Below are 26,455 nucleotides of genomic sequence, written 5' to 3'. Positions count from 1 at the left end.
AACAGTGCCTAGATCACGCCGTGGAGGCGTTCATCTAGGCACTGAGGAACCCATCTATATAGAGGTCAAGCACCTCGGCGGCCAGAGCATCCTCTTCGGTACCGGTGAGAGAGCAGACTGCGGGGATCAGCTGTGCGGCGTTGAATTCACCATCGGCGGCACCGAGGAAGCCAGCCGCTGCCGAGCTGACCGGCCGTGCCCGGCGGAATCCCGAGCCCTGCCGGGCAATGATCACTTCCGGATGTTCGGCACCGAAGCGCTGGTAACGCTCCTCGGTGACATCTTCGGCGACCGTTAGCGGCTGCTCCAGGATCTGCTCGGAGCTGTGCTGGGCAAAAAGGGCGCGTTCTGCGGTGCGTCCGATCGCTGGCCCCAGCGGCTGCTGAACGTCTCCGGTGATCTCTTCGAAGCGCTGCCACAGTGCGGCGTCCGGGGTATCCGGTTTCTGCAGCCACAGCAGACCGAAGCCCACGCCTCCCACCTGGCGGGAGGCGAAGTCCCGCAGATACTCGGCATAGCGCTGCTGGTACTGCTGCTGGTCACGTTCTTCAGCGGCATCACGCAGCCAGATCTCCGCATACTGCGCAGGGCTCTGCCGGTCACGCTGGATGACCCAGGCATGGAGTCCAGCTTGCTGTACCCAGCTGCGCGGACGGTCCTCCCAAACGTCAGCCTGCTCTGCGCCGGTCTGGTCTGCGCCGGGCTGCTGGGCATCGGCCTGGTCAGGTTGATCTGCGCCGGAAGCGGCCGAGTCGTTCACCTGGATCTCCCAGTTGCCCAGCATCTGCGCCGTCCCGCCCGGGTTGAGGGGCCTCCGGATCTAACCGCAGGGCCGGTGCATTGAGCAATAAGTTGAAGCGCGCAAATTCCAGGGCGCGCTCGGAGATGTCGGTACCCACCACATGCTCTGCATGATCCAGCAGATGGACCAGTTGGATGCCGCAGCCGGTGCCCAGGTCCAGGGCCGTCTTCACAGTGCGGCGGTGAGTGGCGCTAGCCAGGGTCAGACTGGCCCCACCCACACCCAGGACATGATCATGCGGCAGCGCCCCGGCCAGCTGGTGCGCGGCGAGATCACTGCTGATCCACAGATCCGCCTCCCCGGTGCGGGTCTCCACCTGGTAGGGACGCAAGTCAGCCCGCGGGATCACCCGCCCGCCGTCGTCGGTTCCGGTGGCCAGGACATCAGCAAGGTTCAGCTGCTGCAGGCCGTGGGCTCCAGTGCGCGGCAGGGCCCGGGTCAGCTGATGACCGGTGACATCGGCTGAAACCAGCCACAGCCCGGTGAGCACTGCGCAGGCGTATTGCTGCCGGGGCAGGGAGTCTTCGCGCAGCAGCTGCTGGATGCGCAGCTGACCAGCCACCAGCTGATCCCGATCCAGGGCTGCCACTGGCTCTGCACCGAGGACTTCGGCCACGCCCTCATTGCTGAACCCGGCCTCCGCCAGGTCCTCACGCAGTGCGGTGATCAGCTGAAGGTCGTCGCTTGCAGGTGGAAGCGTTCCGGGGTAGGAGAGCACTTCGGCGTCGTCGGGGCTCATGCGTCAGCTGCCAGTGGTTCAGGCTGCGGGGTGCCCGTGCGCTGCGCAGCGCTGGCCGGGCGCCGGGTTTTCTCCAGCGGACCCGAGTTCGGATCGGAGGGGTTCTGGGCCAGGCGTGCCTCACAGGTAGCGCAACGGGTGTTTTCGGGGACGTGCTTGCAGTTCTCGCAGTACAGGGCCAAGGTGGAGCACCCACGGTCCACACAGTTATAGAAGGTGGAGGTGGGTCCGGAGCAGTTGACGCACTCGCCGATGGTCTTGGCATCCTCGCTGAACCGGGTGTTCATCCGTCCGTCGAAGACGTAGAGCTCACCTTCCCAGTAGCCGGAGTCCTGGTAGGTCTCTCCGTAGCGCACTATGCCGCCGTCGATCTGGTAGACCTCTTCGAATCCGCGGTTCTTCATCAGCGCGGAGAGCACTTCGCAGCGAATTCCTCCGGTGCAGTAGGTGATCACCGGCTTGTCCTTGAGGTGGTCGTATTTTCCGGAGTCCAGTTCGGTGATGAAGTCACGGGTGGTCTCGGTGTCCGGGACGATCGCGTCTTTGAACTTACCGATCTGGGCTTCCATGGCGTTGCGACCATCAAAGAAGGCCACTTCCACGCCCTGTTTCTTCTTCTCCTCGATCAGCTCGTGGACTTCCTGGGGCTTCAGGTGCTGACCACCGCCGACGACGCCGTTCTGGTCCACCTTGACCTCGCCCGGTACACCGAAAGCCACCAGCTCGGGTTTGACCTTCACAGAAAGCCGTGGGAAGTCCTCAGCGCCGCCGTCGGACCATTTGAATTCCATCTCCCGGAAGGGCTGATAGCTGCGCGTCTGCTTCACATATTGCTTGACGGCCTTCAGCTCACCGCCCACGGTGCCGTTGATGCCGTGCTCGGAGACGATGATGCGCCCTTTGAGACCCAGATCGCGGCACAGCGCCTGCTGCCAGAGTTTGACAGCCTCGGGGTCAGACAGCGGGGTGAAGTGGTAGTAGAGGACAATTCGGGACATGCTCACGCCTACCAGGGTACGCGGGGTCAGGACCGGTACGCGCGTTGGCCGCAACGCCTCGATTGTTATCTGACAGTTGCCTGAAAGGGCTACCTTGATGTGCGACTTTGCTTATATGGTCGAATCATGACAGCAGAACTCAGCGACGCACTTGTCAGCACCTGGGTCACCGGTTGGGCCCGGACCCACGGCTATGAGGTGCAGCACGAAGGCAAGGTCCACTCGGTTGGCCTTCCCGGAACTGACCGCGCCGAATGGGAGTACGTGCTTTACGCGCCATCTGAGAGTGACCTGCGCAAAGTGGCCTCAGCAGTCTCCAAGAGCCCCCAGCGGCTGCTCACGGTGATCGCCGAACCCGGTGCCGATGTGCTGGATGTCTCCAGCGTTGATGGCCTGGAGCTGATCAGCGATGAGGAGAAGCTCATGGTGGTGGATATGGACAGTCAGGACGTGGAGGATCCCATCACTCCCGAGACCTTCACCACCCAACGCGAGGACTTCGACGACTGGACCCTGCTGACTGTTCGGCAGGGAGAGAATGTGGCCGCCCGCGGACGCATGGCGGTGGCTGATGACTTCTGCATCCTGGACCGCATCTATACCGCCCCGGATTATCGCCGTCAGGGGCTGGGCACCTTCGTGACACGGGCCCTGCTGGCGCTGGCCCATGAGCATGACGTCTCTGAAGGGCTTTTGGTGGCCACCGCTGACGGCCAGGAGCTCTATGAATATCTGGGCTGGACGCTGCTGGGGGATGTACACGTCTTCGGCGCTCCCGGCTCCACAGATTTGCGCCGGCATTCACACTCCCTGGATGTCGAACAGCTCAACGAGTGATTCAGCAGATCCTGTCGCGGTGCCTGCGGAAGGACGGCGCATTTTCCCAGTATTTGAACATAACTTGCTGATGTGACGCCGATGTGCGCTATAGTCGTGGGCACCGCCATGGAATGTTCAACTGTACGGCCGGATATGCGAGGCCTCGCCTCGGCCGCTCCTGACGTGGCAGCTTCACGTCCCACGACTGAAAGGAGCGGTGTATGACCGCCCCCGCATCTCTGCTCGACCGGCTAGACGCCGGCCCTGTCATCTGCGCCGAAGGCTTCCTCTTTGAGCTGGAACGCCGCGGCTATCTCACTGCCGGGGAATTCGTCCCCGAAGTAGCCCTGGAGTTCCCGGATGCGCTGCGGAATCTGCATGTGGATTTCCAGCGCGCCGGCTCCGACATTGTTGAGGCCTTCACCTACAACGGCCACCGCGAGAAGATGCGGGTCATCGGCAAGGAAGATCTGCTGGAGCCGCTGAACCGTGCGGCCCTGCAGATCGCCAAGCAGGTGGCTGATGCCAAGCCCGGCAACCTCATGGCCGGCAACATCTCCAACTCCAACATCTGGGATCCCGCCGATCCCACCAAGCAGGCCGAGGTCCGCTCGATGTTCGCCGAGATGGTCGGCTGGGCCGTAGAGGAGGGCGCTGACCTGATCATCGGCGAGACCTTCTACTACGCCGAAGAGGCGCTGGCCGCCCTGGAAATTGCCAAGGCCTCGGGCCTCCCGGTGGTGCTGACTCTGGCTCCGATGGGCCTCAATGAGATGGCCGAGGGCGCCAGCGTGGTGGAGACTGCTCAGCGTCTGGAGCAGGCCGGTGCGGACGTCGTCGGGCTCAACTGCTTCCGCGGACCCGACACGATGCTTCCCTATCTGAAGGAGATCCGCGAGAAGGTTTCCTGTCATGTGGGTGCGCTGCCAGTTCCTTACCGCACCACTGCGGAGGAGCCGACCTTCTTCAACCTCTCCGATGTGCGCGCCTCGGTGCCCTCCCCGCATGGCCGCACCTTCCCCACTGCGCTGGATCCGCTCTACACCAACCGGTATGAGATCGGCGCGTTCGCCCGCGAGGCGCACGACCTCGGGGTCAACTATCTGGGTGTGTGCTGCGGTGCCTCGCCGATGCACATCCGTCAGGTGGCTGAGGCCGTGGGCCTGACTACTGAGGCCAGCCGGTTCTCCGAGCGGATGGAGAACCACTTCATGTATGGGTCCAACGAACGTCTCCCGGAGAACATCGTGGCGCTGGGCGCCCGCGCCTAGCGGGACAGCTGGCCGAGCCGCAGCACGGCAGCACGCAACTACACCGGGTTTTGCTTTTTGGAGCGGGTTATTTCCTGCTCCAAAAAGCAAAACCCGCTCCAAATGTGAATGACCGGGTAGTCTGCCCAGACCGCATAGTCTTATCTGGTGACCGAGCAGCAGCAGTACGACGCCGCCCAAGACGCCTTTGGCGACCCCGCAGCGATGGACCTGCTGCGGGCCGCTGGGCTGCCGGTGCGGGTGGGCGAGGGCTCGCCGATCAAGCACATCCGCACTCTGCCTGCGCGGACTGCCACAGCGGCACCGTGGCCGGACTGGGTGCCCGCCGAGCTGCGGGCTGCCTACCGGCAGATGGGCGTACCCCAGCCCTATGCGCATCAGGTGGCTGCTGCCCAGGCTTTGCACGCCGGGCGGCACACCATTCTTGCCACCGGGACTGCCTCAGGAAAGTCGTTGGCCATCCAGCTGGCGGGGCTTTCCGCCATCCTCGGCGTCCCGGCTGCCGATGCTGTCACCGCTCATCCCACGGGTGAGGCCACCATCCTCTACCTCTCACCGACCAAAGCGCTGGCGGCCGATCAGCTGGATGCTCTGACAGTGCTGGCCGAAACGGTGGGGCCGGCAGGACCGCACGGAGGTATTCGGCCGGCCGCCTATGACGGGGACACTGATCCGCAGACCCGGCAGTGGGTGCGCCAGCACGCCAATGTGGTGCTGACCAACCCGGATATGCTCAACGCCGGGATCCTGCCCAATCACCGGGGCTGGGCGAGGTTCTTCTCCCGGCTGCGGTATGTGATGGTGGATGAGGCTCATACTGCTCGCGGTATCTTCGGCTCTCATATTGCGTTGCTGCTTCGGCGACTGCGCCGGATGGCCCGCTCCTACGGAGCGGACCCGATCTTCGCCGGCGCCTCAGCCACCTCGGGGGACCCAGCCGTCTCCTTTGCCCGACTGATCGGTGAAACCCCGCCCGACGTCGTCGCCATCACCGAGGACGGCTCCCCGCATGGTGCGGTAGATGTGTACCTGTGGGAGTCAGCGGACTCGGAGCAGACCGGGGATAACGATGCGCCGCTGAAACGCAGCCTGACGGTGGAAGCCGCCGATATCCTCACCGATCTGGTGGTCTCCGGGCGGCGCAGCCTGGCATTTATCAAGTCCCGCCGCGGAGCCGAGACCATCGCCAGGATCGCCGCGGAGAACCTGATGGAGGTGGACCCCTCCCTGACCGGCCGAGTCTCGGCCTACCGCTCCGGGTATCTGAAGGAAGAGCGGCGGGAACTCGAGAATGCGCTGCGCAGCGGAGAACTGCTGGGCGTGGCCTCCACCCCGGCCCTGGAGCTGGGCATTGATATTTCCGGACTCGACGCCGTAGTGATTGCCGGTTGGCCCGGGACCCGCGCCTCGTTTTTTCAGCAGCTGGGCCGGGCGGGGCGTTCTGGTCAGCGCGGGGCGGCGTTCTTTGTGGCTGGTGATGATCCGCTGGATTCCTATCTGCTGGCTCACCCTGAGACGATCTTCGACGCCGGGGTGGAGGACGCCGTCACGGATCCGCAGAACCCGCATGTGGCGGCCCCGCATCTGTTGGCTGCCGCCCAGGAGCTGCCGCTGACCACGGAGGACACCGAAGCTGGCGGGCTTTTTGCGGGTCTGCGGTGGCTGGTGGATTCACTGACTGAACAAGGGCATCTGCGTCGTCGTCCGCGGGGTTGGTTCTTTGGGCACGACGACGCCTCCGCGGCTTCCTGGGTGAAGCTGCGTTCCGATGGCGCTGGGCCTTACACGATCGTCAACGCCAAGGATGGCACCGTGGTGGGAGACATGGGTGCCGCACAGGTGCAGCCGCAGGCCCATCCGCAGGCGGTGTATGTGCACCAGGGGCGCACCTTCATCGTGGAAGAGCTGGATCTGCAGCAGAACACGGTGCTGGTCAGTCCTGCTCTGCCGCCGTATTACACCCAGGCTCGGGAGACGACTTCCATTGAGGTGCTTCAGACGCTGCGGCAGGAGCCCTGGGGTGCGTTCACGCTGTGTTTTGGAACCGTGGAGGTGACCTCCGCCGTCGTCGGCTTCCAGCGCAAGGCACTGGGGACCTCGGAGGTGCTCTCGGATGAGCCGCTGGATCTTCCGCCGTCGCAGCTGCGGACTCAGGCGGTGTGGCTGACTGTTCCGGAGACCACGCTGACTGCCGCGGGGGTGACAGTTGAGCATATTCCGGGTGCACTTCATGCCGCGGAGCACGCGATGATCGGGTTGCTGCCGCTGCTGACCAGCTCGGATCGCTGGGATATCGGCGGGGTGTCCACCGCGCTGCACCGGGATACTGAGCTGCCCACCATTTTTGTCTACGACGGGCATCCAGGCGGGGCCGGTTTCGCCGCACGCGGGTATGAGCTGGCAGTCGAATGGGTGCGGGCGACGGCGGCGGCCATCGACCGTTGTGACTGCGCTGATGGCTGCCCCAGCTGTGTGCAGTCCCCTAAATGCGGCAATAAGAACAACCCGCTGAGCAAACGCGGGGCCCTGGATCTGCTGCGCGCGGCCGGGGAGGCTAAGGAGTCTGCGGACACCCGTAGCGGGTGAAGTGCTCCTGTCCGTGGCCGGGCAGCTAATTTCCACACTTGCGTCGGCCGGCATGGTGCCGGATCCGCGGACCACCACGCTTTCCTGCTCAGTGCGACCTGGAGTCAAGCTATCCACGGCGGCTTGCATGGCCTAAACCATGGAGTAGGTCTCCAGGACCGTCTGGCTGCCGTTGGTGGCGCGCCAGGTGTCGCCAGTGCGCTGAACCTTCGCATCGGCCCCGTCCGGTGAGCATTGTGCAAACGGATTGGAGTTATTGCCGCGGTCGGTCACAGGGGTCAACAGCGGCTGCGGCTGAGCGGAGACCCCGCCGGCGTTGACGGCCAGCACGGTGTAGTAATAGTTGACCGCGCTTGCTCCTTCGGCGAAGTACGGGGTCTTCTCGGTTGTGGCGACTCGTTCGAACCCTCGGTCCGGACTCAGCGAGCGGTAGACGTGGTACTCCAGCACGTCATCACCGCCGTTCCAGGTGATGGTGGTGCCTTTCCGGTTGGCTTTGCCCAAGCTGAGCGAGTCAGGTGCCGCTGGTGCAACCACTGTGGGATCGACGACGTCGGCGCACACCGGGGCGCTGTAGCCGGATTCCACACCTGCCACGCTCATCTGGGTCAGGACGTAGTCGTAGCTGTATCCCAGCTCCACTGACTCGTCGGGGAAGGTGTTGGTCTCCACAGATCCCAGGGCCTCGTACTCTGCCCGGTCTGCCGGGGACCTGTACACGGTGTAGTTGGAGGCACCTTCGAGCTCCTCCCAGTCCAGGGTCACACTGGGCGGGACCGTAGCGATCTCACCCAGGCTGACTTCACTGGGCGCGGCGACCTGCGAGATGTGGAGCCCGTTGATGCGCCCGTCATTGAATAGCTGGAGGGTCAGTGTGCCGTCGTCGACGGTGGTGTAGAGGCTGTGCTCGGCAAACTCACCTGTCCCGCGGGGCTGCAGGCTTCCTTGGTCTTCGCCCTGGACGGTGAGCTGGGTGTTGTTCGAGGCGATGGCATCCCCGGAGATCACAGTGACGTGGTATTCACCGTCTGGGAGGTCTACGCGGAACTCCTCTCCGCCGGCAAGGACGAAGTCTCGGCGCATGTCATCTAAGGATCCGCGGTCTCGGCAGGCCACCGGCGCACTGAGTCCGTAGCCGGTGTTGGGGTCGTAAAGCGTGGATTCGGTGACTTCGGTGTAGCTATCGGCTACGGGGCCGCCGCTGCAGCCAAAGTCAAAGGACAGAACGTCACCGGCGCTGTTCATTTCAGCAAGACCCCCTCTGGGACACGTCTAGCGAATGTAACATTGCACAGGGTAGATTGGTTCCAGCACTATGACGCACCGCACATCTTGCGCTTCGCACCTGCTGGAGGGGCCTAATGGAAACTACCCACATCGTCGTACTCGTCCTGTATTTGGCAGGACTTGTCGCCACCGGACTGTGGTTCAGCCGCACCAAGAAAGTCTCCACCGGAGACGACTTCATCTTCGCCGGGCGGCAGCTGCCCACCATCGTGATGGTCGGAACGCTGATCGCCACCTGGGTGGGCTCAGGCACCATCATCGGTGGTGCCAGCTTCGTCTACAACTATGGCCCACTGGCGGCCATCATCTTCTTCGGAAGCGGCCCGGTGGGCATGGTGGTCCTGTACTTCTTGGCCCAGCGCATTCGCGTCTCTGGGTCCTACACGGTGCCGCAGATCCTGGAGCTGCGCTTCGGCATTTCGGTGCGCATGCTGGCTGCCATCATCACCGTGCTGGCCTATGTGGGCATCGTGGCCTACCAGTTCACCGGCGGCGGCAACATCATCTCCATCGTCACCGGCCTGACTCCCGGCCAGGGCGCCATCATCGCCACCGCCATTATCACGTTCCTGGCCCTGGGCGGCGGACTGAAATCAGTGGCATGGTCTGACTTCTTCTCCGCGGTCATCATTGTGGTGGGCCTGATCATTGCCGTTCCGGTGGTGCTGGGACAGACCGATGGATTCACCGGTTGGTGGGAGAACCTGCCTGATACTCATCAGAACTTCTCCGGGGGCTTAAGCGCACTGGCTCTGCTGGGCTACTTCCTGCCCACGTTCCTGCTGATCATCTCGGATCAGAACATGTACCAGCGACTGGGCGCTTCCCGTGACCCTGCAGCTGCCCGGCGGTCAATGGCCGGAATGTTCTTCGCCTCCTTCCTGATCTACGCCCCGGTGACCATTCTGGCCACTGCAGCCGTGACGCTGATGCCCGACGGCAACCCCGACGACGCCGTCCTGGGCCTGGCAGGAGACGGAACCCTGCCCGTACTGCTGGGTGCACTGGTCCTGGCCAGTGCCCTGGCGTTCATCATCACCACCGGATCATCGTTCCTGCTGTCTGTGGGCGGCAATATCGTCTATGACGGTTTTGCCCGCTTTACTGACAAGCCACTCAGCGACCGGAAGCGCCTGCTTATCCACCGCATCACCATCCTGGTCATCGCCGTACTCGCTTATGTGCTGGGCACCTTCTTCCCCACTGTCCTTCAGCTTCAGATGTACTCCTACACCGTCTATGGTGTGGCACTGGTGCCGGCGCTGATGGCCGCATTCTTCTGGCGTCGAGCCACGACGGCGGGCGTGCTGGCCTCCATGGGACTGGGCGTGGTGGTCACCATCGTCTGGGAGCAGGCCGCCAACAGCGACCTCAACGCCGTCGTCGTCTCCCTGCCGGTGGCCGTGGTGACGCTGCTCCTGGTCAGCCTGGTCACCAAGCCGAAGACCACTGCTCTTCCTGAAGAGCAGGTTGAGCAGAACGCCTGACCTCGGCGTCTGACCCGGCGTCTGACAACACCGAGACACGCGAAGGGCCTGCCTCCCGCATTCCGGGGTGGCAGGCCCTTCGTCTTGCTGCTTGGGTGGGGGTTAGCTGACGACGACGCCGGCGCGGATCACGGTCCGTTCACGCGCCTCATCCCACAGCACTGAGGCGTCATCCAGCGGGTTCTCCTGAAGCACCAGCAGGTCCGCCGGGGTGCCTTCTTCGAAGGTGGCCAGTTCTGGCATGCCGATGATCTCTGCGTTGACCACGGTCAGGGAGCGAAGCAGCTCAGCCGGGCTCTGGGCTTCGGCCTGCAGGGCGATGCCGATGAGCTGATCGTCTTCGAGGTCACCCATCAGGTCACTGCCCCAGCCGACCTTCACCCCGGCGTCGGCGGCGATACGCACCGCGTCCTTACCCGCATGGAGTACCTCAAGGTTCTTCTGCTGGCTCACTGGCGGCAGTCCGGCCTCGGGGCCGCGGCGGTTCATGGCGTCATAAGCCACCAGGGTGGGGACCAGGTAGGCTCCGCGCTCGGCCATCAGCTCGGCGGCGCCCTGGTCGATGAGGTTGCCGTGTTCCACGGTGCGCACCCCGTTGGAGACCGCGTGGATGACGGCGTCGGCGGTGTAGGCGTGGGCGGCCACGTAGCTGCCGCGGCGGGTAGCTTCCTCTACTGCCACCTTGATCTCCTCGGAGGAGTACTGGGGGATGCGCAGCGGATCGGTGGGCGAGGCGACGCCGCCGGAGGCCATGATCTTGATGGCGTGGGCGCCGGTGCGGAAGCGTTCACGTACGGCACGGCGCATGTCATCGGCACCGTCGACCACCTCGCCGATGTGCCCGTGGCGTCCGTGGTTGAGGCAGAGGTCGTATTCGGCGGGGCGGGCGTCACCGTGGCCACCGGTCTGGCTCAGCCCCGGGCCGGTGTAGAGGTAGCGGGGGTTGGGCTGGTCATCTGCTTCCAGGGCCTGGGCGAAGCCGAGGTCACCGCCGGCGACGTCGCGGATAGTGGTGAACCCGCGGCGCAGGGCGGCCGAGCAGCGGCGCAGCCCGTTGATGGCCACGTAGCTTAAGTGCCGGGTTTCTAGTTCAGGGCCGCTGGTGGCGTGGGCGTAGGCGTGGAAGTGTGCGTCGATCAGCCCGGGGATGACAATGCGCCCGCCCAGGTCGACTTCTTCGTCGAAGGCCCCGCTGATGGTGCCCACCTGGGCGATGACGCCGTCTTCGATGAGCATGTCACCTTCTGTGATCTCCCCATCTGCTGGGTTCAGAAAGCGTCCGCGGCGCAGCGCGAGTGTGGTCATCGGTGATCTCCTTCGGGTTGATGGGCCGGCAGGATGATCTGCCGACGCGGTTCTTCATTGCCAGCCACATCAGTGGCCGCGAATTCAATAATCTGTTTGGTCTCAGTCAAGGCTCGCATAAAGGGCCCCTGGTAGGTGGCCCAGAAGGTTCCTGGGCCTTCCCACTGCACCCGTTCCACCCCGGATACTGAGTCTTCTGCCCGGAGGCGGATTTCAGCACCGGAGCCGTTGATGAGCACCTGGTGGGCGGTGACCGGCGCGGTGGTGTCGATCTGCAGGCGGGCCTCGGCGAGATTCGCAGTGCCCTCGGCGGTGGTGACTCGGGCGCGCAGCCGGTGGACGCCTTCCACCTCCAGGATGAAGGGCGCGCGGTAGGTGTTCCAGGCGCCGTCGTCCACCTGATACTCCAACTGCAGGTCTTGGTCAGTGCTGTTGGAGAGCTGCTCGGCGGTGAGCGTGATCTGCGGGTGTTCGGTGTGCCAGCCGGTGGGCGAGACGTGACCGGTGATGCTGATGGAGACCAGCGGGGGCGCGGTGATCTGGTGCCAGTGGACCGGGAGATGCCAGGTGACGTGTTCGACTGGCTTGTGGTTGGTTGGCTCGTGATCGGCTAGATCGTGTATCGCGGGCTTGCGTTCTACGGACTCGCATTCGGCGCTGTCTTCGAACGTGACCCGCTGGCCCGTGCCCTGCACCGTACTGCTGGTCCGGGCAGGCGGAGCACTGTGGCCCGGGGAATTGAGGGGCGCCGCGTTGAGGTGCGCGGCATCCAGGGGCGCGGTGGCAGCGGTGATCAGCACCGTTTCGGCTTCGGTCGCGGAGAGCACGCCCTCTTCTCGGGCTGCGGTGACTACGTCTGCTGTGCGCTCCAGGAACCCGTGACGACTGGAGAATCCGCCGTCGGCCCATAGGCTCTCCAGGACGGTTTGCCCGTTGGGGCGCAGCCGGTTGGGCACGCCCGAGTCTTTCCCGGCGAAGGCGATGGTGTCATCTGCTGCGGTGACGTACATGTGATAACTGGCCTCATTGCCTGAGTGGACGGGCTCCCATTGCAGTCCGGCAAAGTCCAGGCTGCCGGTCCGGCGCAGCTGTTTCAGCATCTCCTCGGTGTTCGCGGTCGAGCCCTCTCCCCCGCCGGTTGGCGTATCCGGGATGAGGCTGCCGTCCAAGGCACGTAAGCCCAGTAGCGGCAACTGCAGTGAGCTCTGCTGGTCGCTGATGGCGGCAAGCACCACTGGGCCGATCTGCAGGTGCTGCACAGAGGGGTCGTCAATGGTGGGGATGGCGCGCAGACGCATGGGCAGGTGAAGGTCGACGACGTCGCCGGGCTGCCAGTCCCGCGTGAGTGAGAGGTAAGTGCCGGGCTCAGGGGTGAGGTCAGACCGCTGACCGTTGACCTTCACCACCGGGCTTTCCTGTGCTGATGATGCGGGTGCCAGCCATCCGGGGATACGCAGGTGCAGTGTGTGATCGGGGGTGCGCTCATGGACAGCGTCAACCACGATGCGCACTTGGATTGAGTAGGGGTAGTCCCCTTCAATGCGGAGGCCTATCCCGTTGGCCTCGGCGGAGAGCTGGGCTGGTGAGTACAGGTTGATCCAGGTCTGGTTCGGTGCTGTGAAGAAGATGCTGTCCTGGTATTTGACGTGGTTTTCCAGGCCGGTGCCGCCGCAGCAGGTGCCGGTGTTGCCGTATTCTCGGCGGGCACCGGGGTGGACCGGGAACATGTAGGTGACTTCGGGGCTGGTGTCTGAGGGGATGCTGTCCGAGTGGGTGCTGCCCGAGGGGTTGCTGGCCGAGTCTGCGTTCTTCCGGGAGCCGAGGATCTGGTTGGTCAGCGCTTGTTCGATGTAGTCGGTGTAGATCGGATCAGCTATGCGCATGAACAGCTCGCGGGCCAGTTTGATCATGTTGTAGGCCACGCAGGTTTCAGCGTTTCGGCGGCCGATGTCACCGGCTTGGGTGTTGGGCGGGCCCCATAGCTCGGATTCCCCTGAGCCGCCGTGGGCGTAGGTGCGCCCGGGAACCACCATGGCGAACAGCCCGACGGCGGCGTCGAAGTATCGCTGGTCCCCGGTGAGGTCGTATTCGTGGAGGTAGCCGATGAACTGCGGGATGTGCTGGTTGGCGTGTTTGCCGTCCAGGACGTCTTCGCCGCGGGCGCAGGCTTCGAGCAGTTCAGTCTGGTCGAAGAATTGGGCTGCGGCTAAGTGCTCGGGGCGGCCGGTGATCTTGGCTAGCCGGGCGAGGGTCTCGTTCATGCCGCCGAATTCCCCGGCGATGTAGAGGGACCACATCTGCTGTCTGCGCTCGGGCGTGAGTTTGTGCAGGCGGTAGTGGACCCAGTCGGCCATGCCGGTCAGGACGCTGAGTGCCTGTTGGTTGCCGGCGAGTTCGTAGGCGTCCAGCAGCCCGGCCATGATCTTGTGCGCGGTGTAGTAGGGCGCCCAGATTTCTCCGTAGGGCGCGAGGTGTTCTAGGCGAGCGAACTGCCATTCACCATAGGAGGCGAGGAAGCCGGGGTGGCTGTAGCGGTCGGTAGTGGCAAGGGCCTGCTGACATTGGGCAAGTCCATCGACGACGTCGTCGACTTTGGTTTTGAGGTGTTGGTCCTGGGTGCCGGCGTAGGCGAGGGCAAGCATGGAGAGGAAGTGCCCGGCGTAGTGGCCGCGCAGCAGGTTGGCGGTTTGGGCTTGGTCCCGGCCGGGGTAGTCCCGTTCGCCCCAGGCCTGCTCGTTGGGATGGCCCCAATCTTCCCAACCGCCGGGCGGCTCAGCGCCGCGGGCGTCCAGTCCGGCGTTGGCCCGGAACACGGCGAGGATTCTGTCGACGGGATAAACCTGTGCCAGGTGCAACATCTTTTCTCGGGCAGGAGCGAAGATGCCATAGGTGTCCATCACAGCCTGTGCGAGTGGGACACCAACAAGACAGGCCGATTCCGGGGTAGCGAACACCCTGGGCACCTGAGGCACTGAATTCGACGGCATGGCCAAGACCCTCTCTCGCTGTGTAATTTTACATATTACTAAGTTTCACACTCACCGCAAACACTGTGCGAGCGCGAAGATGGGAGGGCACCCCGCGCTCATGAAAACTGACCTCGAGCCCGCTCTATACCCTCTCGGAGATCAGGTTCCCGAGCGCACGCTTAAATTAAGGCCTCCGAAGCGGACCCCAGGCCGGACGCCGCACTATCGACTGGCCGCACCCCCGGGCCAGGATCGCGCAGCAACCGAGTGTGCGCTCTCCCTGATGGGCATGTCCGGTCACGATGGGCCAATAAACTATCTCGACGTTCTCGAACTGGCGAGGGGACTGGATTGAACCGTCCCAGCGACCCTGAACGACATCAAGTTAGCCGCGCGCTTCTGCGACGCCCTCGTTGTCCTGCACTGGGCGGATGGCCACCAGGGGCCGCCATCCGCCGGCTTGACGAGCGGGCTCACGAAGCCCTCCACTTCCAACCCGGTGACGAGGCCCTCGCTTTGTCGCACGGCGATTAAGAGGAAAATCCAATCACAGCTCAGGATGCAGGAGACCGGGGTACCGCCTTAATGGCCTCCTGGGATGCTTGCTCACTCTTACCGCGCCAGAGTCGTGGACCATAGGTGGCAAGTATCGGACCAAGGATAGCCAGCACAAGGACATAGAGGCCGGCGAACGGTGTGAGCCGAGGGTCTAGGTTCGCTGCGGCTGCCATAGTTGCCAGAATCAACGCGAATTCTCCCCGGCTGACCAGCATGAGACCAACCTCAACCCCCGTGGTCAGGGGTAGACGTTGCAGTCGGCCAGCTATCACACCAGCAGCCACATTTGCGACCAGAGTGATCAGAACGGCAACTATGACTGGCACGAGCACTTGGCCGAATTCGGAAGGATCCAGGGTAAGACCGAAGCCGATGAAGAAGACGGCCGCGAACGTGTCCCTAAGCGGATTAATGGCCGTCTCCGCACGGTGACGCGCGTCAGTTCCGGCAACGATCAGACCCACCATAAAGGCTCCGATGGCATCGGAAACTCCCAATTCTTCCGCTGCTCCAGCAAAGAAGAGGGTGATGCCGACCAAACCGACGATGAACAGCTCCGAACTCTTTTCACCAACGATACGGCTGACGATCCGGCTGCCGCGGCGAGCCATGATGAACAGCAGAATAAGGAAGCCCACAGAGATCAACAGCTTCACTGCCGAAGCTCCTAGGTTGTCGGCAGGGTTGATCAGCACGTTCAGAATCGCCAGATAAAGGGCCAGGAAAACGTCCTCGATAACGATGGTGCCAAGAATGAGAGAAGTCTCGGGTTTGCCGAGTTTTTTAAGGTCGATCATCAACTTGGTGACTATCGCTGACGAAGAAATACCGGTCATTCCAGCGATGACAAAGGCTTCAGCGCCTCCCCATCCTAATGCGAACCCTAGGAGCAGACCGGCCCCGAAATTGATCACAATGTAGGAGACACCAGCCAGAATCAGGGTCCTTGCGTCCTTTGCGAAAGCCGCGGTATCGAACTCCAGGCCCAGGTGGAAAAGGAGCAACACTAATCCGACCGTGGCTAAAAGCTGCACGTCTTCGTAAGAAATGTGAAGCGGGCTTATACCCACGGCAGGACTAGCGAGCAAACCTACAAGCATATAGATCGGAACGCTGGGAAGTCCGACCAGACGGGCGGCTCGCCCAAGATAGGTCGCCAAGACTAAGAGGACGCCGAGTCCGAGTAGTGCTTCACCCATAAGAGTCTCCGAGCTAGTGTCCAGTATTGATCACATAAAGACTAACAGTTAGGTTAGATCTAACCAAGAGGTCCGGCCGCGGTAGAGAAAGTAGAGTGGACTGATGTGCTCTTCAGATGCCGATGAGCTGATTAAGCGGTACTTCGATGAAAGGCTCGCCCTACTGCGACTGCGTGGAAGCAGTCGCGTAGAGCCATTCCTCGACATGGAATTAACGATTCAGCAGCTTCGGATCGTTCTTCTGGTGGCGTCAGGCGCCGCGTCCACTGCATCTCGTTTGGCGATGGTCCTGGGAGTGTCGAAGGCGACCATCTCGGTTGCTGTAGATCAGTTGGTGAAACAGGGGCATCTCCAGCAGTCAGAATCTCCAACGGACCGCAGGGTAAAAGAGTTGACACCAACCACAGAAACCCTCCAGCTCTTCGATCTCGTCATGGATCGACGTGACACCTCCACTGAGCTACTTGCCTCACTTGATTCGGCGGACCTGGCTGCTCTCGTCCAGGGTATGAGCGCATTGCGTCGTGCACTACAGGAGCGATCTGAGCCGCAGTGAGGTCCACAAGACCCGCGCCAATGGTACGAGGAGCAACTCTTCAGCCAGCAGGACGCCTGATTCCGTCGTCGAGCTGCAGCAAGCTCAGATCGTCGTGCGCAGAGGTTCTTCGCGCATCAGTGCGTTGCTGATGATGGCAGGCAAGCTGATGCACGCCGCCACCAGGAATGCCACCGCCCCCGCCTTGGCATACGTCGGGTCGCCGTGCCCCACCGTCGGGGTGGCAACCGCAAGTGTTCCCACCTGCACCGCCATCACAGTGGCCAGTACTGAGTTCCAGGCCGCGCCGCCGTAGGTCCGGAAGAATGCGATCAGAGAGCTGGCCTGCCCCACACGCGTGACCGGCACAGTGTTCTGCACCGCAATCATGAGGTTCTGCATCTGCGCACCAAAGCCCAGCCCCACCACGAACAGCACCACGCCGGTCACCCACACCGGCGCACTCCCAGCCGCAGCGGCCAGACCCAACAGCCCGGCAGTAAGAACCACAGCTCCCACCACCAGGTACCTCTTCCAACGCCCTGACCGGGTCACCCACCGGCCAGTCACTGTAGTGGCCACAAGGTTCCCGAAAATCATGGGCACCAGCATCAGCCCCGCCTCAGTAGGCCCCAATCCTCTGCCCAACTGGAAGTACTGCATCAGATACGGCGGAAGCGCCCCCAAGGACACTGCAATGCACACCGAGGACACCAGGGCTAAGAACGTGGTCCGATTGGCGATCATCCGCAGCGCCACCACCGGCTCGCTGCTGGCGCGCTCCACCAGAGCAAACAGCGCCAACAGCAGTACAGCGCCAAAGAGAATCGCACCCGACTGCCAAGACACCCACGCGAAATACTCCTCCACCCCGGCGAAAGACAGCCAGATCAGCAGCGCCGAAGAGGCCGCCACCAACAGCACCGACCCCAGGTAATCCACCTTGACCGGCCGCTTCTCCTCTACCACCTGCAGCACCTTGGTCAGCAGCACCCCAGAGATCACCGTCAGCGGGACACCGATCGAAAAGCACCAGCGCCAGCTGGAAACATCCACAATGAACCCACCCAACAGCGGTCCGCCCAGGGTAGAGGTGGTCATGCACAGCCCCAACCAGCCGGCGTACTTACCGCGCTCCCGGGGCGGCACCACAGTGGCCATGATCGCCATAGTCAGTGTGGTCACGCCACCCATCGCAGTGCCCTGCAGGAGCCTCCCAGCCAGCAGCACCTCCATAGTCGGAGCGAAACCGGCAAGCAGGCAGGCCACAATGAAAATCACCGCAGCACACTGAAACAGCCTCTTCTTTGAGACCATATCCGCCAGCTTCCCCCAGATGGGCGTGGAGGCAGCATTGGCCAGCAGGTTGATGATGACCACCCAGGAGTAGTGGATCTGGTTGCCATCTAGGTCACTGACAATCACCGGCAGCGCGGTGAGCACAATGTTCATTGAAAGCCCGGCGGTGAAGAACACCGCCAGGATCCCCGCGATCGCCCAACGAACCTGCGATGGGTTCATCGCCGGTGTCATAGGGCCAGTCATTCCTGAGTCAGCTCCGGCTCCTCTGCCAGATCTCCCAACCGCATCGGCACCGCCAGCGGCCGCTTAGCAGCACTGAGCGCGGCCGCATGTTCAGCCTCGCGCCCAGATGATGCTCCACCTTCGCCAACATGTGCCTTCTTGCTCAGGCACTGCGCGGCGAATCCGCACATCCGGCCCTGACACCAGCCCATACCTATCCGGGTGCTGCCCTTGAGCCCGCGCGGCTCCTCAGCAGAAAGCTCCTCAGCCGCGGCACGGGCGGTCTCCCACGGCACTTCCTCGCAGCGGCAGATGAGCGTCTCATCCTCCAGCCACTGGGTCCAGCCCTCCGGAATGGGGTGCGCCTTTTGCATCACCGAAGCGAAGCGCCGGTGCGCAGCGCGGGTAGCCCGGTCCTGAATATCAGCAACGCCTGCCCGCACAGCCTGACCCACCGATGACGACGCCGCACGTCCTGCAATCCGACCCTCAGCCACCGCCGCAGCGGCCCCGGCCACACCGGTAATCTCCCCAGCCAGGTACAGCCGCGGGATGCTGCTGCTCTGATCAGCGTCAGCCACCCCCACCAGGGAACCGTCCTCGTCCAGCGTGGTCTGCGCGCCAAGTTGCAGCAGCAGCTCCGGCTGCGGCACAAAGCCCCAGCCCAGACCCACGACGTCGACGTCGTTAACTTCCCTGCCCGAACCCGGGACCGGAGTGCCCGAGGCATCCAACGCAGATACAGTCACCGAACGAACGGCCCCCTCCCGGGCTGCATCACCGTGAATGGCAGTCACCGCAGTGCTCCGGTAATAAGGCACTCGATGCTTGGCCAACAGCGCCACATACCCGGCACCCTCAGCAGCCTTCGACGGCACCAGGGCCGCCGCTGCGCCGCCAGGGAACCACCCGGTCAGGCTGTTGCTCTCACAGATGGCCGCCACCTCGGCACCGGCGTGAATCACCGACGCCGCAGCCGAGAGCAGGAACGGCCCAGTCCCGGCCAGCACTACTCGGCGACCCGGTGCCGCACCCTGGGTTTTGATGAAAGCCTGCACTCCCCCGGCTGCCATCACACCGGGCAGAGTCCAGCCCGGCACCGGCAGCTGCCGGTCATAGGTGCCTGGGCACAGAATCAGTGCGCGCGCCTGCAGCAACTGCGGGGCCTGATAGGAGCCAGGTTTCTGTGCCTCAGGAAGCAGTGAAGCCTGCAGGAGGAAACCCTCGGCACCGTCTCCACCGGCTTGTTCTCGGCGTACTGAGACCACATGGGTTGATGCCAGATGCCGGATCCGTCCTACATCCACGGCATCCCGAACCCGCTGCGTCAACCGCTGGTAGATGCTCCACCCGTGGTGCCAGCGTCCGGGATCGGTGTCCTCAGCCTCAGGGGCGGCATGGCGCCAGTACTGGCCACCAAACTGAGTGCCAGCATCCACCAGCAGCACCGAGCAGCCAGCGGCTGCGGCTTCCCCGGCAGCTGCCAAACCTGCCGGACCGGCACCCACCACTGCAACGTCAAACACTTCTGCAGGCGCTGCTTCGGCTTCCTGAACTCCGCCGGTCATGACTTATCGGTCTCCACGCTCATGCCGTCTTCCACCTGCACCATGCAGCCGCGCAGACCAGGAGTGCCATCCACGGTGATCAGGCAGTCGAAGCAGGCGCCTATGCCGCAGAACAGTCCGCGCGGTTCCTGGTTGAACCGGGTGCTGCGCCATGCGGTGCGCTGCTGTTCCAGGGTCAATGCTGCGGCCACGCTGCGGCCGGATTCGGTGCGCACTGACTCACCATCCACGGTGATGGTCACAGGCTTGGCTGTCATGCCGCTGCCTCCTTCGCTGCTCCAGACTGTGCTGCTTCAGAATCTGCCGCGCCGAACCGGTCCGGTGCGAAAGCCGCCAAATCCAGATCCGTCGGCTCCCCCGCCACAGCCTGGGCGATCAGCTTGCCGGTGCCTGATGCCAGACCGATGCCGGCACCTTCATGGCCGCAGGCATGCCACAGCCCCGGAGCACGCGGGTCCGGACCAATCACCGGTACATGGTCCGGACTGTAGGGCCGGAACCCGAAATAGTGCCGCAAGATTCTCACGTCACTTAAGAAAGGAAAGAGCTCAACAGCGTTGCGGGCGATGTCCCGGACCGCCGTCGGACTGAAAGTGGGATCAAAACCCACCCGCTCGCGGGAGGAGCCGATGAGGATGCTGCCCGCGGGTGTGCCCTCCACCACCGGGGAGGTCTGCAAGCCGTCATCAGAGGACCCGACATTGTCGATGTACTCAGCGGCATAGACCTTGTGGAAGACCTTCGGCGGCAGCGGTTCGGTCACCAGCACGTAGCCGCGGCGCGGCTCCACCGGCACACTGACCCCTGCCAGCGAGGCCAGCTGACCAGACCACGGTCCAGCAGCATTGATCACCACATTCGCCTGGAACTCCCCGCGGTTGGTGGTCACCCCGGTGATCCGCTCTCCCTGGGAAAGGAATCCGGTGACTTCAGTGTCGGGGTGCACCTGCGCCCCGTGAGAGCGCGCCAGGCGCAGCATATGCGCGGTGAGCAGCATGGGCATCAGTTGCGCATCATCGGGGTAGAAAGCAGCACCGACGGCGTCGTCGCTGATGTTGGGCTCCAGCTCGCGCAGCTGGGGTACGTCGATCTCTTCCACCCGGATGCCGTGCTCACGCTGGGTCCGCAGGGCACGCTGCAGGGACGTCATAGAGGACTCGCGGGAGGCCACAATGATCCCGCCCTTGTTTTCGAACTCCCAGAGGTGACCGAACTCCTCCAGCTCCCCGCGCCACAGATCCAGCGAGTAATTGGCCAAGTCCAGTTCCGGGCCGTGCTCTTTATCAGAGACCAGCAGGTTGCCCTCGCAGCGGGAGGAGGTTCCGCCCCCGGGTTTGCCCTTATCCAGAACCGTCACTGACATGCCGGCCCGCGCGCAGTAGAACGCGACGGCGGATCCCACCGCACCTGCACCGATCACCAGCACATCAGCGCCAGTCCGGGGGACAGCACTCATTCGGTATCCTCGGCCCGATTCGGCAAGTCACGCACCAGAAGAGGTGTCACCTCCACGACTTCGGAGGCTTCAGTGCCTTCAGTACCCTGTGCCCACAGCTGGGAGGCATGGCCCAGATGATGCATGATGACCTCATAGGCACCCTCAGCATCCCCTGCCTGCATACGGTCCAGCAGCGTGATGTGCTCGTGAGCAGACTCCACCAGGCGACCTTCATCCACCAGGCTGCGCAGCGCCTTCAACCGGGTCTGCCCGCGCAGTCGGGTGCAGAGATCTACCAGGCGGGTATTGCCGGTGTACTGAAGGATCGCGGCGTGGAACGCCCGGTCCTCTGCCAGATAAGTGCGCAGGTCTCCCTCAGCGGCAGCCGCGCTGATCTCTTCGGCCTTGGCTCGCAGCTCCGGGAACGCTGCCTCCGGGAGGCGGCCGGTCAGGGCACGCACCGCCGGCGCCTCCAGCAGCTGGCGGACCGCGGTGGTTTCCCGCAGGTCTTCAGGAGTCATCTCGGTGACCCGGAAGCCTTTGTTCTTGACCGGGACCACCAGGCCATCATTGGTCAGATCCATCATGGCCTCGCGCACCGGGGTGGCAGAGACTCCCAGCGGCTCAGCCAAGGCCGGGGCGGAGTAGAGTTCGCCCTCTTCGAGGTCGCCGACGATGATGGCGGTCCGCAGCGCCTCCGTCACCGTGCTGCGCAGGCTCCGGTACTGCTGGATGGTATCCAGTGGAATGTTGTGGGCAGGCATCAGAGTTCGAATCCCTCCGGGTAGGGGTCAGTGGGGTCTAGGAAGTATTGTGCCGTGCCGGTGAGCCAGGCGCGCCCGGTCACCGTGGGTACGACGGCGGGAAGTCCCCCTACCGTGGTTTCTTCCACCAGCCTGCCGATGAACCTGGAGCCGATGAAGGACTCGTTGAGGAAGTCCGTCTCCAGCGGCAGCTCACCCTTGGCATGCAGCTGGGCCATGCGGGCGCTGGTGCCGGTCCCACAGGGAGAGCGGTCAAACCACCCCGGGTGGATGGCCATGGCGTGGCGTGAATGTTCGGCGGTAGACCCCGGTGCCTGCAGGTAGACGTGATGACATCCGCGGATGTCCTCGCGTTCGGGATGCACCGGCATATCCGCGGTGTTGATGGCTTCCATGATGGACAGCCCCGCCGCTAACAGCTGATCCTTAGCCTTGCGGTCAAAGGGCAGCCCCAGTTTCTCCAGCTCCACCACTGCATAGAAGTTCCCGCCGAAGGCCAGGTCGTAGGTGACCTCGCCCAGTCCGGGGACCTCCACCGTAGCCTCTTGGCGCAGCAGGAATGAGGGCACATTGCGGATGGTCACTGATTCGGCGCGGCCGTCTGAGACCGCGACGTCGGCCACCACAAGTCCGGCTGGGGTGTCCAGCCGGACTTGTGTGACCGGTTCGGTGACCTCCACCATGCCGGTCTCCACCAGGACGGTACAGACACCGATCGTGCCGTGACCGCACATGGGCAGCAGACCGGAGACTTCAATAAACAGCACGCCCCAGTCGGCGTCGTGGCGTGTTGGGGGTTGCAGGATCGCTCCGCTCATGGCGCTGTGCCCGCGCGGTTCCCGCATCAGCAAACGACGCAGGCCGTCCCGGTGCTCCATGAACCACAGGCGGCGTTCAGCCATGGTCTTACCCGGAATGGGCGCGACGCCGCCGGTGATCACGCGCGTGGGCATACCTTCGGTGTGCGAGTCCACCGCGTGGTAGATGTGGGACGTCCTCATGCCAGCGATCCTTATCTGTTTATGTTCAGTCTATTTGTATCCGTTGGCCAGGGCCTTTTTGGTATCTGCGGTAATCGCTTCCGCCATGGATGCTGAGAGCGGACCGCGCGGTGGCCGACAGTGACCACCCTTGCGACCTGCGATGTCCATGGACAGCTTGATGGCCTGCACAAACTCAGTCTTGGAGTCCCAGCGCAGCAGCGAATGCAGGTCCGTGTAGATCTCCTTGGCCCGCACCAGGTCCTCCACCTTCCCGCTGGTGGAGAGGCGGTAGAGCTCAATGGTGGACTCCGGAATGGCATTGGGATATCCGGAGACCCAGCCGACTGCTCCGGCCAAGCCCATCTCCAGCACAGTGTCGTCGGTGCCGATGACCAGATCCATCTCAGGAGCAAGCTCCTTGATTTCGTAGGCACGGCGGACATCCCCGGTGAACTCCTTGACTGCCACCATATTGCCTTCGCCGTGAATGCGGGCGATCAGCTCAGGGGTCAGGTCCACTTTGGTGTCAATCGGGTTGTTGTATCCCACGATCGGCAGGCCTGCTTTGCCTACACGTCGATAGTGCTCGACGACTTCCTCGTGATTGGCCCGGTAGGAGTTCGGGGGCAGGAGCATGACGCAGTCTGCGCCGGCTTCTGCAGCCTGCTGGGCCCACCGCTCGCTCTGCAGGCTGGAGTAGGCGCCCACACCGGCCATCACGCTGAAGCCTTCGGGGGCAGCCTCCACAGCGGTGGTGATGACGCGAGCACGCTCTTCATCAGTCAGGGTCTGGTACTCGCCCAAGGATCCATTGGGAGCCACCCCGTCACAACCGCTTTCTGCCAGCCACTTCACATGCTCGGCATATGCGTCGTAATCCACTGAGTAGTCATCACGGAAGGGCAGTGCAGTGGCAACGATGACGCCGTGCCAGGGTTTGTGCTCGGTCATGAAAACGTCTCCTTATTTTTGAATGGACTGTCCGCCTGGGGACTCATCATTTTGTGAACTGTAACATTGTACCAGTTACTGACTGGTGATATTGAGGGAAACTACGACCCCTGTCCGTGGTGACTGGGCGGTTCTGCAGGGAGGTGAGAGCTTCTGTAAGCCACTTCCTCCTCCCAATGCTGTGCGCCTGAGATTCCCAGCTTCTGCGGGTCAAACACCGGATTGACCCCGGCCCGCATTTGCTCGTCGTAGTCCTTGATGACTTTGCGCACTACAGGCGTCATCGCAAGGATGACCAGCATGTTGACCCATCCCAGGAGTCCGTAGCCGATGTCTCCAAGTCCCCACATCAGGTCCGCCGAAGCCACGGAACCGAAGAAGGTGATCGCGAGGAACCCGATCTTGAGCACCCATTCAGCAGCACCGCCGCTGCGGCGTCGGATGTAGGCCAGGTTGGTGTCCGCGATGTAGTAGAACGCGATCAACGCAGTGAAGGCGAAGAAGAACAGCGCTATGGCAACAAAGGCTGGCCCGAACCCGGAGAACAAGGTGTTGACGGCCTCCTGGGTGTAGGCCACTCCCGCCTGCACCCCTGGCACATGTTCAATGACGGTTTCACCGTTGTGCTCCACATTGAAGGAGTCGGTGATCAGAATCATGACTCCGGTGGCGGTGCAGACAACAACGGTGTCGATGAAGATCGAGAATGCTTGGACCAGCCCCTGTTTGGCAGGGTGGGAAACAGCGGCAGCTGCTGCCCCGAAGGTGCCTTCTCCAACTCCTGCGACATTGGAGAAGACCGCGCGGCGCACGCCCCACGCAATCGCAGCACCTGCCATACCGCCCAGGACCTGGTCCATTCCGAAGGCCGCCCCCAGAATCATCTGCAGGGTGGGGACCACCTGGCCGAGATTGGCTCCGATGATCAGGATCGCGAAAACGATGTACCCGACAGCCATCACCGGGACCATGATCTGCGCGGTCTTCACAATGCGGCGGGTTCCGCCAAGGATGGTGAACGCAAGCAGTGCGGTGAGACCAAGAGCAGTCAGCCAGACCGGCACATTAAAGGCCACTTCAATGCTGGAGGCGATGTTGTTGGACTGTACGCCCGGGAAGACGAATCCGTAACCCAGCAGATAGAGCGTGGAGAGCACGACGGCGAGCCAGCGGAGCTTGAGTCCGAACTCCACATAGAACGGTGCGCCACCTCGGTGCTCGCCGTCGATCTTGCGCTTGTAAACCTGCGCCAGGACCGTCTCGGCGAATGAGCTGGCTGCCCCGACCAGCGCTGCGACCACCATCCAGAACAGCGCGCCGGGCCCTCCGGCCAGTAGCGCGGTGGCGACGCCGGCGATGTTTCCCACACCGATGCGGCTAGACAGGGTCAGCAACAGCGCCTGGAACGAGGAGATCCCGTCGTCGTTGTTCTTCTTCTCCGTGATCTGACGAATCATGTCCGGCAGGCGCCGGAACTGCACGGCTCCGGTGAGGATGGTGAAGAAGAGCCCCACCGCCAGGGCGAAATAGGCCATGGGATTCCAGATCCAGTCATTGACAGCACCGATGAGTTCCATAAAGAACGGCTCCTACGGGTTGAGGGTGAGAGAGGGCAGATGTGACGTGCATCTCATTTATTCTTTGTCCACTAGTGGCAAATGTCAACTGTGACATTGCACGACTACAGGTAGGCATCATGTACTTACGGATGGCATCTTCAGCTGTCCCCCCCTAGTTCGATCGCACGATGGCAACGAGCTATCGAATCAGCTCGGGCAACCACAACACAGCGCCCGGGAACAGGATCACAACGATCACGCCAATGCTCTGCAGGACGATCACAGGGACAGTTGCCTGGTACAGGCTGCCGATGCTGACAGTATTGCGCAGAGCGCTCTTCAAATAGAAGATCGCAAACCCGAATGGCGGCGTAACGAAGGCCAGTTGCAACACCACCATGAAGACAATTCCCCACCAGAGGGGATCGAATCCCTGCGCCACCACGAGAGGAGTCAGGATCGGGGCGGTCAGCATAATGAGCGCCATGGTTTCCAGGAACATCCCCAGAACGAAAATCAAGAGCACCGCTACTATGAGCACACCCCATCTTCCCCCAGGTAAAGACTCACCGAGATTCATCACAGCTCGGTTCCCTCCAATGCCGGAGAAAATCGCACTGAATGCAGCCGCACCCGCCAAGATCCAACCAACCATGCCTGTCATGCGGATGGACTCCATCAACGAGTCGACGAAGTCGGCCCGTGTGAGGCGCCGATTCAACAGTCCAATGACGATAGTTCCCACGACACCAACGCTGCCTGCTTCAACAGGAGTTGCGATGCCGCTGAGAATCGAGCCCAACACCACTACGACCAGTAGAATCGGCAATACCACCGACTTAAGGGAGATAACTTTCTCTTTAATCGATGCACGGTTCTCAGGCTCCAGCGATGGCGCGAAATCCTTGTTCATATATGAGCGGATCAGGATATATATGACGAATATGGCAACTAGTACTAGGCCCGCACTGAAGCCTCCCGCAAACATGCTTGAGACGGAAACTCCCGTCATAGCCGCGTAGATAATCATATTCAGGCTGGGCGGGATCAGCTGTCCCAATGTGCCGCCCGCCATGACTGTGCCCAGACCTAGGTTTTGGTTATACCGATATC

At 62.8% G+C, this 26,455-nt stretch carries 21 protein-coding genes; 5 read left to right on the top strand and 16 right to left on the bottom strand.

Annotated elements, in window-relative coordinates; genetic code table 11:
- Positions 1-34: 34 nt before the first annotated feature.
- The 3 genes from TX78_RS13220 to trhO are packed head-to-tail and all read right to left on the bottom strand — an operon-like array spanning position 35 to position 2,545.
- Positions 35-760, bottom strand: coding sequence for a hypothetical protein (locus TX78_RS13220; protein ID WP_147640447.1), 726 nt, complete (start codon positions 758-760; stop codon positions 35-37).
- Positions 723-1,541, bottom strand: a complete 819-nt coding sequence (locus tag TX78_RS13215; RefSeq protein WP_049897666.1) for a DUF7059 domain-containing protein — start codon at positions 1,539-1,541, stop codon at positions 723-725. The genes TX78_RS13220 and TX78_RS13215 overlap by 38 nt, the downstream gene beginning before the upstream one ends.
- A complete protein-coding gene (gene trhO / locus TX78_RS08180; RefSeq protein WP_081652673.1) occupies positions 1,538-2,545 on the bottom strand; it encodes an oxygen-dependent tRNA uridine(34) hydroxylase TrhO in 1,008 nt (335 codons plus the stop codon). Before trhO ends, TX78_RS13215 begins: the two co-directional genes overlap by 4 nt.
- Positions 2,546-2,665: 120 nt before the next feature.
- Between trhO and TX78_RS08175 the strand changes: the two genes are divergently transcribed.
- The 3 genes from TX78_RS08175 (at position 2,666) to TX78_RS08165 (ending at position 7,215) form a co-directional block, all read left to right on the top strand.
- Complete coding sequence (locus tag TX78_RS08175; RefSeq protein WP_049897665.1) at positions 2,666-3,376, top strand: GNAT family N-acetyltransferase; 711 nt, start codon at positions 2,666-2,668, stop codon at positions 3,374-3,376.
- A gap of 203 nt (positions 3,377-3,579) precedes the next feature.
- A complete protein-coding gene (locus TX78_RS08170) occupies positions 3,580-4,629 on the top strand; it encodes a homocysteine S-methyltransferase family protein (RefSeq protein ID WP_044495256.1) in 1,050 nt (349 codons plus the stop codon).
- Between the two features lie 204 nt (positions 4,630-4,833).
- A complete protein-coding gene (locus TX78_RS08165) occupies positions 4,834-7,215 on the top strand; it encodes a DEAD/DEAH box helicase (protein ID WP_044495455.1) in 2,382 nt (793 codons plus the stop codon).
- A gap of 132 nt (positions 7,216-7,347) precedes the next feature.
- Here TX78_RS08165 and TX78_RS08160 read toward each other — a convergent pair whose 3' ends face one another.
- Complete coding sequence (locus tag TX78_RS08160; protein WP_044495255.1) at positions 7,348-8,460, bottom strand: fibronectin type III domain-containing protein; 1,113 nt, start codon at positions 8,458-8,460, stop codon at positions 7,348-7,350.
- 116 nt (positions 8,461-8,576) lie between these two features.
- Between TX78_RS08160 and TX78_RS08155 the strand changes: the two genes are divergently transcribed.
- Positions 8,577-9,989 (top strand): sodium:solute symporter family protein, encoded by a 1,413-nt coding sequence (locus TX78_RS08155; protein ID WP_044495254.1) that lies wholly within the window; start codon positions 8,577-8,579, stop codon positions 9,987-9,989.
- 102 nt (positions 9,990-10,091) lie between these two features.
- Here the strand turns inward: TX78_RS08155 and TX78_RS08150 are convergent, their stop codons facing one another.
- The 3 genes from TX78_RS08150 to TX78_RS08140 all read right to left on the bottom strand — a co-directional run bounded on the left by TX78_RS08150 (position 10,092) and on the right by TX78_RS08140 (position 16,020).
- Positions 10,092-11,294 carry a metal-dependent hydrolase family protein gene (locus tag TX78_RS08150; protein ID WP_044495253.1) on the bottom strand — a complete coding sequence of 401 codons (1,203 nt, stop codon included), beginning with the start codon at positions 11,292-11,294 and terminating at the stop codon, positions 10,092-10,094.
- Positions 11,291-14,248, bottom strand: coding sequence for a beta-L-arabinofuranosidase domain-containing protein (locus TX78_RS08145; protein ID WP_158644319.1), 2,958 nt, complete (start codon positions 14,246-14,248; stop codon positions 11,291-11,293). The genes TX78_RS08150 and TX78_RS08145 overlap by 4 nt, the downstream gene beginning before the upstream one ends.
- A gap of 569 nt (positions 14,249-14,817) precedes the next feature.
- Positions 14,818-16,020 (bottom strand): cation:proton antiporter, encoded by a 1,203-nt coding sequence (locus TX78_RS08140; protein ID WP_081652671.1) that lies wholly within the window; start codon positions 16,018-16,020, stop codon positions 14,818-14,820.
- Positions 16,021-16,123: 103 nt separating this feature from the next.
- Between TX78_RS08140 and TX78_RS08135 the strand changes: the two genes are divergently transcribed.
- Complete coding sequence (locus TX78_RS08135; protein WP_044495251.1) at positions 16,124-16,576, top strand: MarR family winged helix-turn-helix transcriptional regulator; 453 nt, start codon at positions 16,124-16,126, stop codon at positions 16,574-16,576.
- An 84-nt stretch (positions 16,577-16,660) separates the two neighbouring features.
- Here TX78_RS08135 and TX78_RS08130 read toward each other — a convergent pair whose 3' ends face one another.
- The 9 genes from TX78_RS08130 to TX78_RS08090 all read right to left on the bottom strand — a co-directional run.
- Positions 16,661-18,088: an MFS transporter gene (locus tag TX78_RS08130; protein ID WP_049897663.1), complete on the bottom strand. Its 1,428-nt coding sequence runs from the start codon at positions 18,086-18,088 to the stop codon at positions 16,661-16,663.
- A gap of 8 nt (positions 18,089-18,096) precedes the next feature.
- On the bottom strand, positions 18,097-19,647 hold the full coding sequence (locus TX78_RS14490; RefSeq protein ID WP_044495249.1) for an FAD-dependent oxidoreductase: 1,551 nt from the start codon (positions 19,645-19,647) through the stop codon (positions 18,097-18,099).
- A complete protein-coding gene (locus tag TX78_RS08120; protein WP_044495248.1) occupies positions 19,644-19,904 on the bottom strand; it encodes a (2Fe-2S)-binding protein in 261 nt (86 codons plus the stop codon). The genes TX78_RS14490 and TX78_RS08120 overlap by 4 nt, the downstream gene beginning before the upstream one ends.
- Positions 19,901-21,103, bottom strand: a complete 1,203-nt coding sequence (locus TX78_RS08115) for an NAD(P)/FAD-dependent oxidoreductase (protein ID WP_044495247.1) — start codon at positions 21,101-21,103, stop codon at positions 19,901-19,903. The genes TX78_RS08120 and TX78_RS08115 overlap by 4 nt, the downstream gene beginning before the upstream one ends.
- Entirely contained in the window at positions 21,100-21,849 is a 750-nt protein-coding gene (locus TX78_RS08110) for a GntR family transcriptional regulator (RefSeq protein ID WP_044495245.1), read from the bottom strand. Before TX78_RS08110 ends, TX78_RS08115 begins: the two co-directional genes overlap by 4 nt.
- Positions 21,849-22,850 carry a proline racemase family protein gene (locus TX78_RS08105; protein ID WP_044495244.1) on the bottom strand — a complete coding sequence of 334 codons (1,002 nt, stop codon included), beginning with the start codon at positions 22,848-22,850 and terminating at the stop codon, positions 21,849-21,851. The genes TX78_RS08110 and TX78_RS08105 overlap by 1 nt, the downstream gene beginning before the upstream one ends.
- Positions 22,851-22,880: 30 nt before the next feature.
- Positions 22,881-23,783 carry a dihydrodipicolinate synthase family protein gene (locus TX78_RS08100; RefSeq protein WP_044495242.1) on the bottom strand — a complete coding sequence of 301 codons (903 nt, stop codon included), beginning with the start codon at positions 23,781-23,783 and terminating at the stop codon, positions 22,881-22,883.
- Positions 23,784-23,884: 101 nt separating this feature from the next.
- A complete protein-coding gene (locus TX78_RS08095; RefSeq protein ID WP_044495240.1) occupies positions 23,885-25,360 on the bottom strand; it encodes an alanine/glycine:cation symporter family protein in 1,476 nt (491 codons plus the stop codon).
- Positions 25,361-25,541: 181 nt separating this feature from the next.
- Positions 25,542-26,455, bottom strand: a 914-nt coding sequence (locus TX78_RS08090) for a TRAP transporter large permease (protein ID WP_081652670.1), incomplete at its 5' end; no start/stop codon positions are given.

The sequence above is a fragment of the Nesterenkonia massiliensis genome (genome assembly GCF_000455245.1).
Taxonomy (GTDB): Bacteria; Actinomycetota; Actinomycetes; order Actinomycetales; family Micrococcaceae; genus Nesterenkonia; species Nesterenkonia rhizosphaerae.
The sequence above is the reverse complement of the archived record's forward strand: the minus strand, read 5'-3'. Positions and strand labels throughout refer to the sequence as shown.

What these genes read in the sequence shown, in the direction of transcription:
- TX78_RS13215 (WP_049897666.1), bottom strand. Translation starts at nt 1,541, where the DNA reads ATGAGCCCCGACGACGCCGAAGTGCTCTCCTACCCCGGAACGCTTCCA.
- TX78_RS08175 (WP_049897665.1), top strand. Translation starts at nt 2,666, where the DNA reads ATGACAGCAGAACTCAGCGACGCACTTGTCAGCACCTGGGTCACCGGT.
- TX78_RS08170 (WP_044495256.1), top strand. Translation starts at nt 3,580, where the DNA reads ATGACCGCCCCCGCATCTCTGCTCGACCGGCTAGACGCCGGCCCTGTC.
- TX78_RS08165 (WP_044495455.1), top strand. Translation starts at nt 4,834, where the DNA reads ATGGACCTGCTGCGGGCCGCTGGGCTGCCGGTGCGGGTGGGCGAGGGC.
- TX78_RS08160 (WP_044495255.1), bottom strand. Translation starts at nt 8,460, where the DNA reads ATGAACAGCGCCGGTGACGTTCTGTCCTTTGACTTTGGCTGCAGCGGC.
- TX78_RS08155 (WP_044495254.1), top strand. Translation starts at nt 8,577, where the DNA reads ATGGAAACTACCCACATCGTCGTACTCGTCCTGTATTTGGCAGGACTT.
- TX78_RS08150 (WP_044495253.1), bottom strand. Translation starts at nt 11,294, where the DNA reads ATGACCACACTCGCGCTGCGCCGCGGACGCTTTCTGAACCCAGCAGAT.
- TX78_RS08140 (WP_081652671.1), bottom strand. Translation starts at nt 16,020, where the DNA reads ATGGGTGAAGCACTACTCGGACTCGGCGTCCTCTTAGTCTTGGCGACC.
- TX78_RS08135 (WP_044495251.1), top strand. Translation starts at nt 16,124, where the DNA reads ATGTGCTCTTCAGATGCCGATGAGCTGATTAAGCGGTACTTCGATGAA.
- TX78_RS08130 (WP_049897663.1), bottom strand. Translation starts at nt 18,088, where the DNA reads ATGACACCGGCGATGAACCCATCGCAGGTTCGTTGGGCGATCGCGGGG.
- TX78_RS14490 (WP_044495249.1), bottom strand. Translation starts at nt 19,647, where the DNA reads ATGACCGGCGGAGTTCAGGAAGCCGAAGCAGCGCCTGCAGAAGTGTTT.
- TX78_RS08120 (WP_044495248.1), bottom strand. Translation starts at nt 19,904, where the DNA reads ATGACAGCCAAGCCTGTGACCATCACCGTGGATGGTGAGTCAGTGCGC.
- TX78_RS08115 (WP_044495247.1), bottom strand. Translation starts at nt 21,103, where the DNA reads ATGAGTGCTGTCCCCCGGACTGGCGCTGATGTGCTGGTGATCGGTGCA.
- TX78_RS08110 (WP_044495245.1), bottom strand. Translation starts at nt 21,849, where the DNA reads ATGCCTGCCCACAACATTCCACTGGATACCATCCAGCAGTACCGGAGC.
- TX78_RS08105 (WP_044495244.1), bottom strand. Translation starts at nt 22,850, where the DNA reads ATGAGGACGTCCCACATCTACCACGCGGTGGACTCGCACACCGAAGGT.
- TX78_RS08100 (WP_044495242.1), bottom strand. Translation starts at nt 23,783, where the DNA reads ATGACCGAGCACAAACCCTGGCACGGCGTCATCGTTGCCACTGCACTG.
- TX78_RS08095 (WP_044495240.1), bottom strand. Translation starts at nt 25,360, where the DNA reads ATGGAACTCATCGGTGCTGTCAATGACTGGATCTGGAATCCCATGGCC.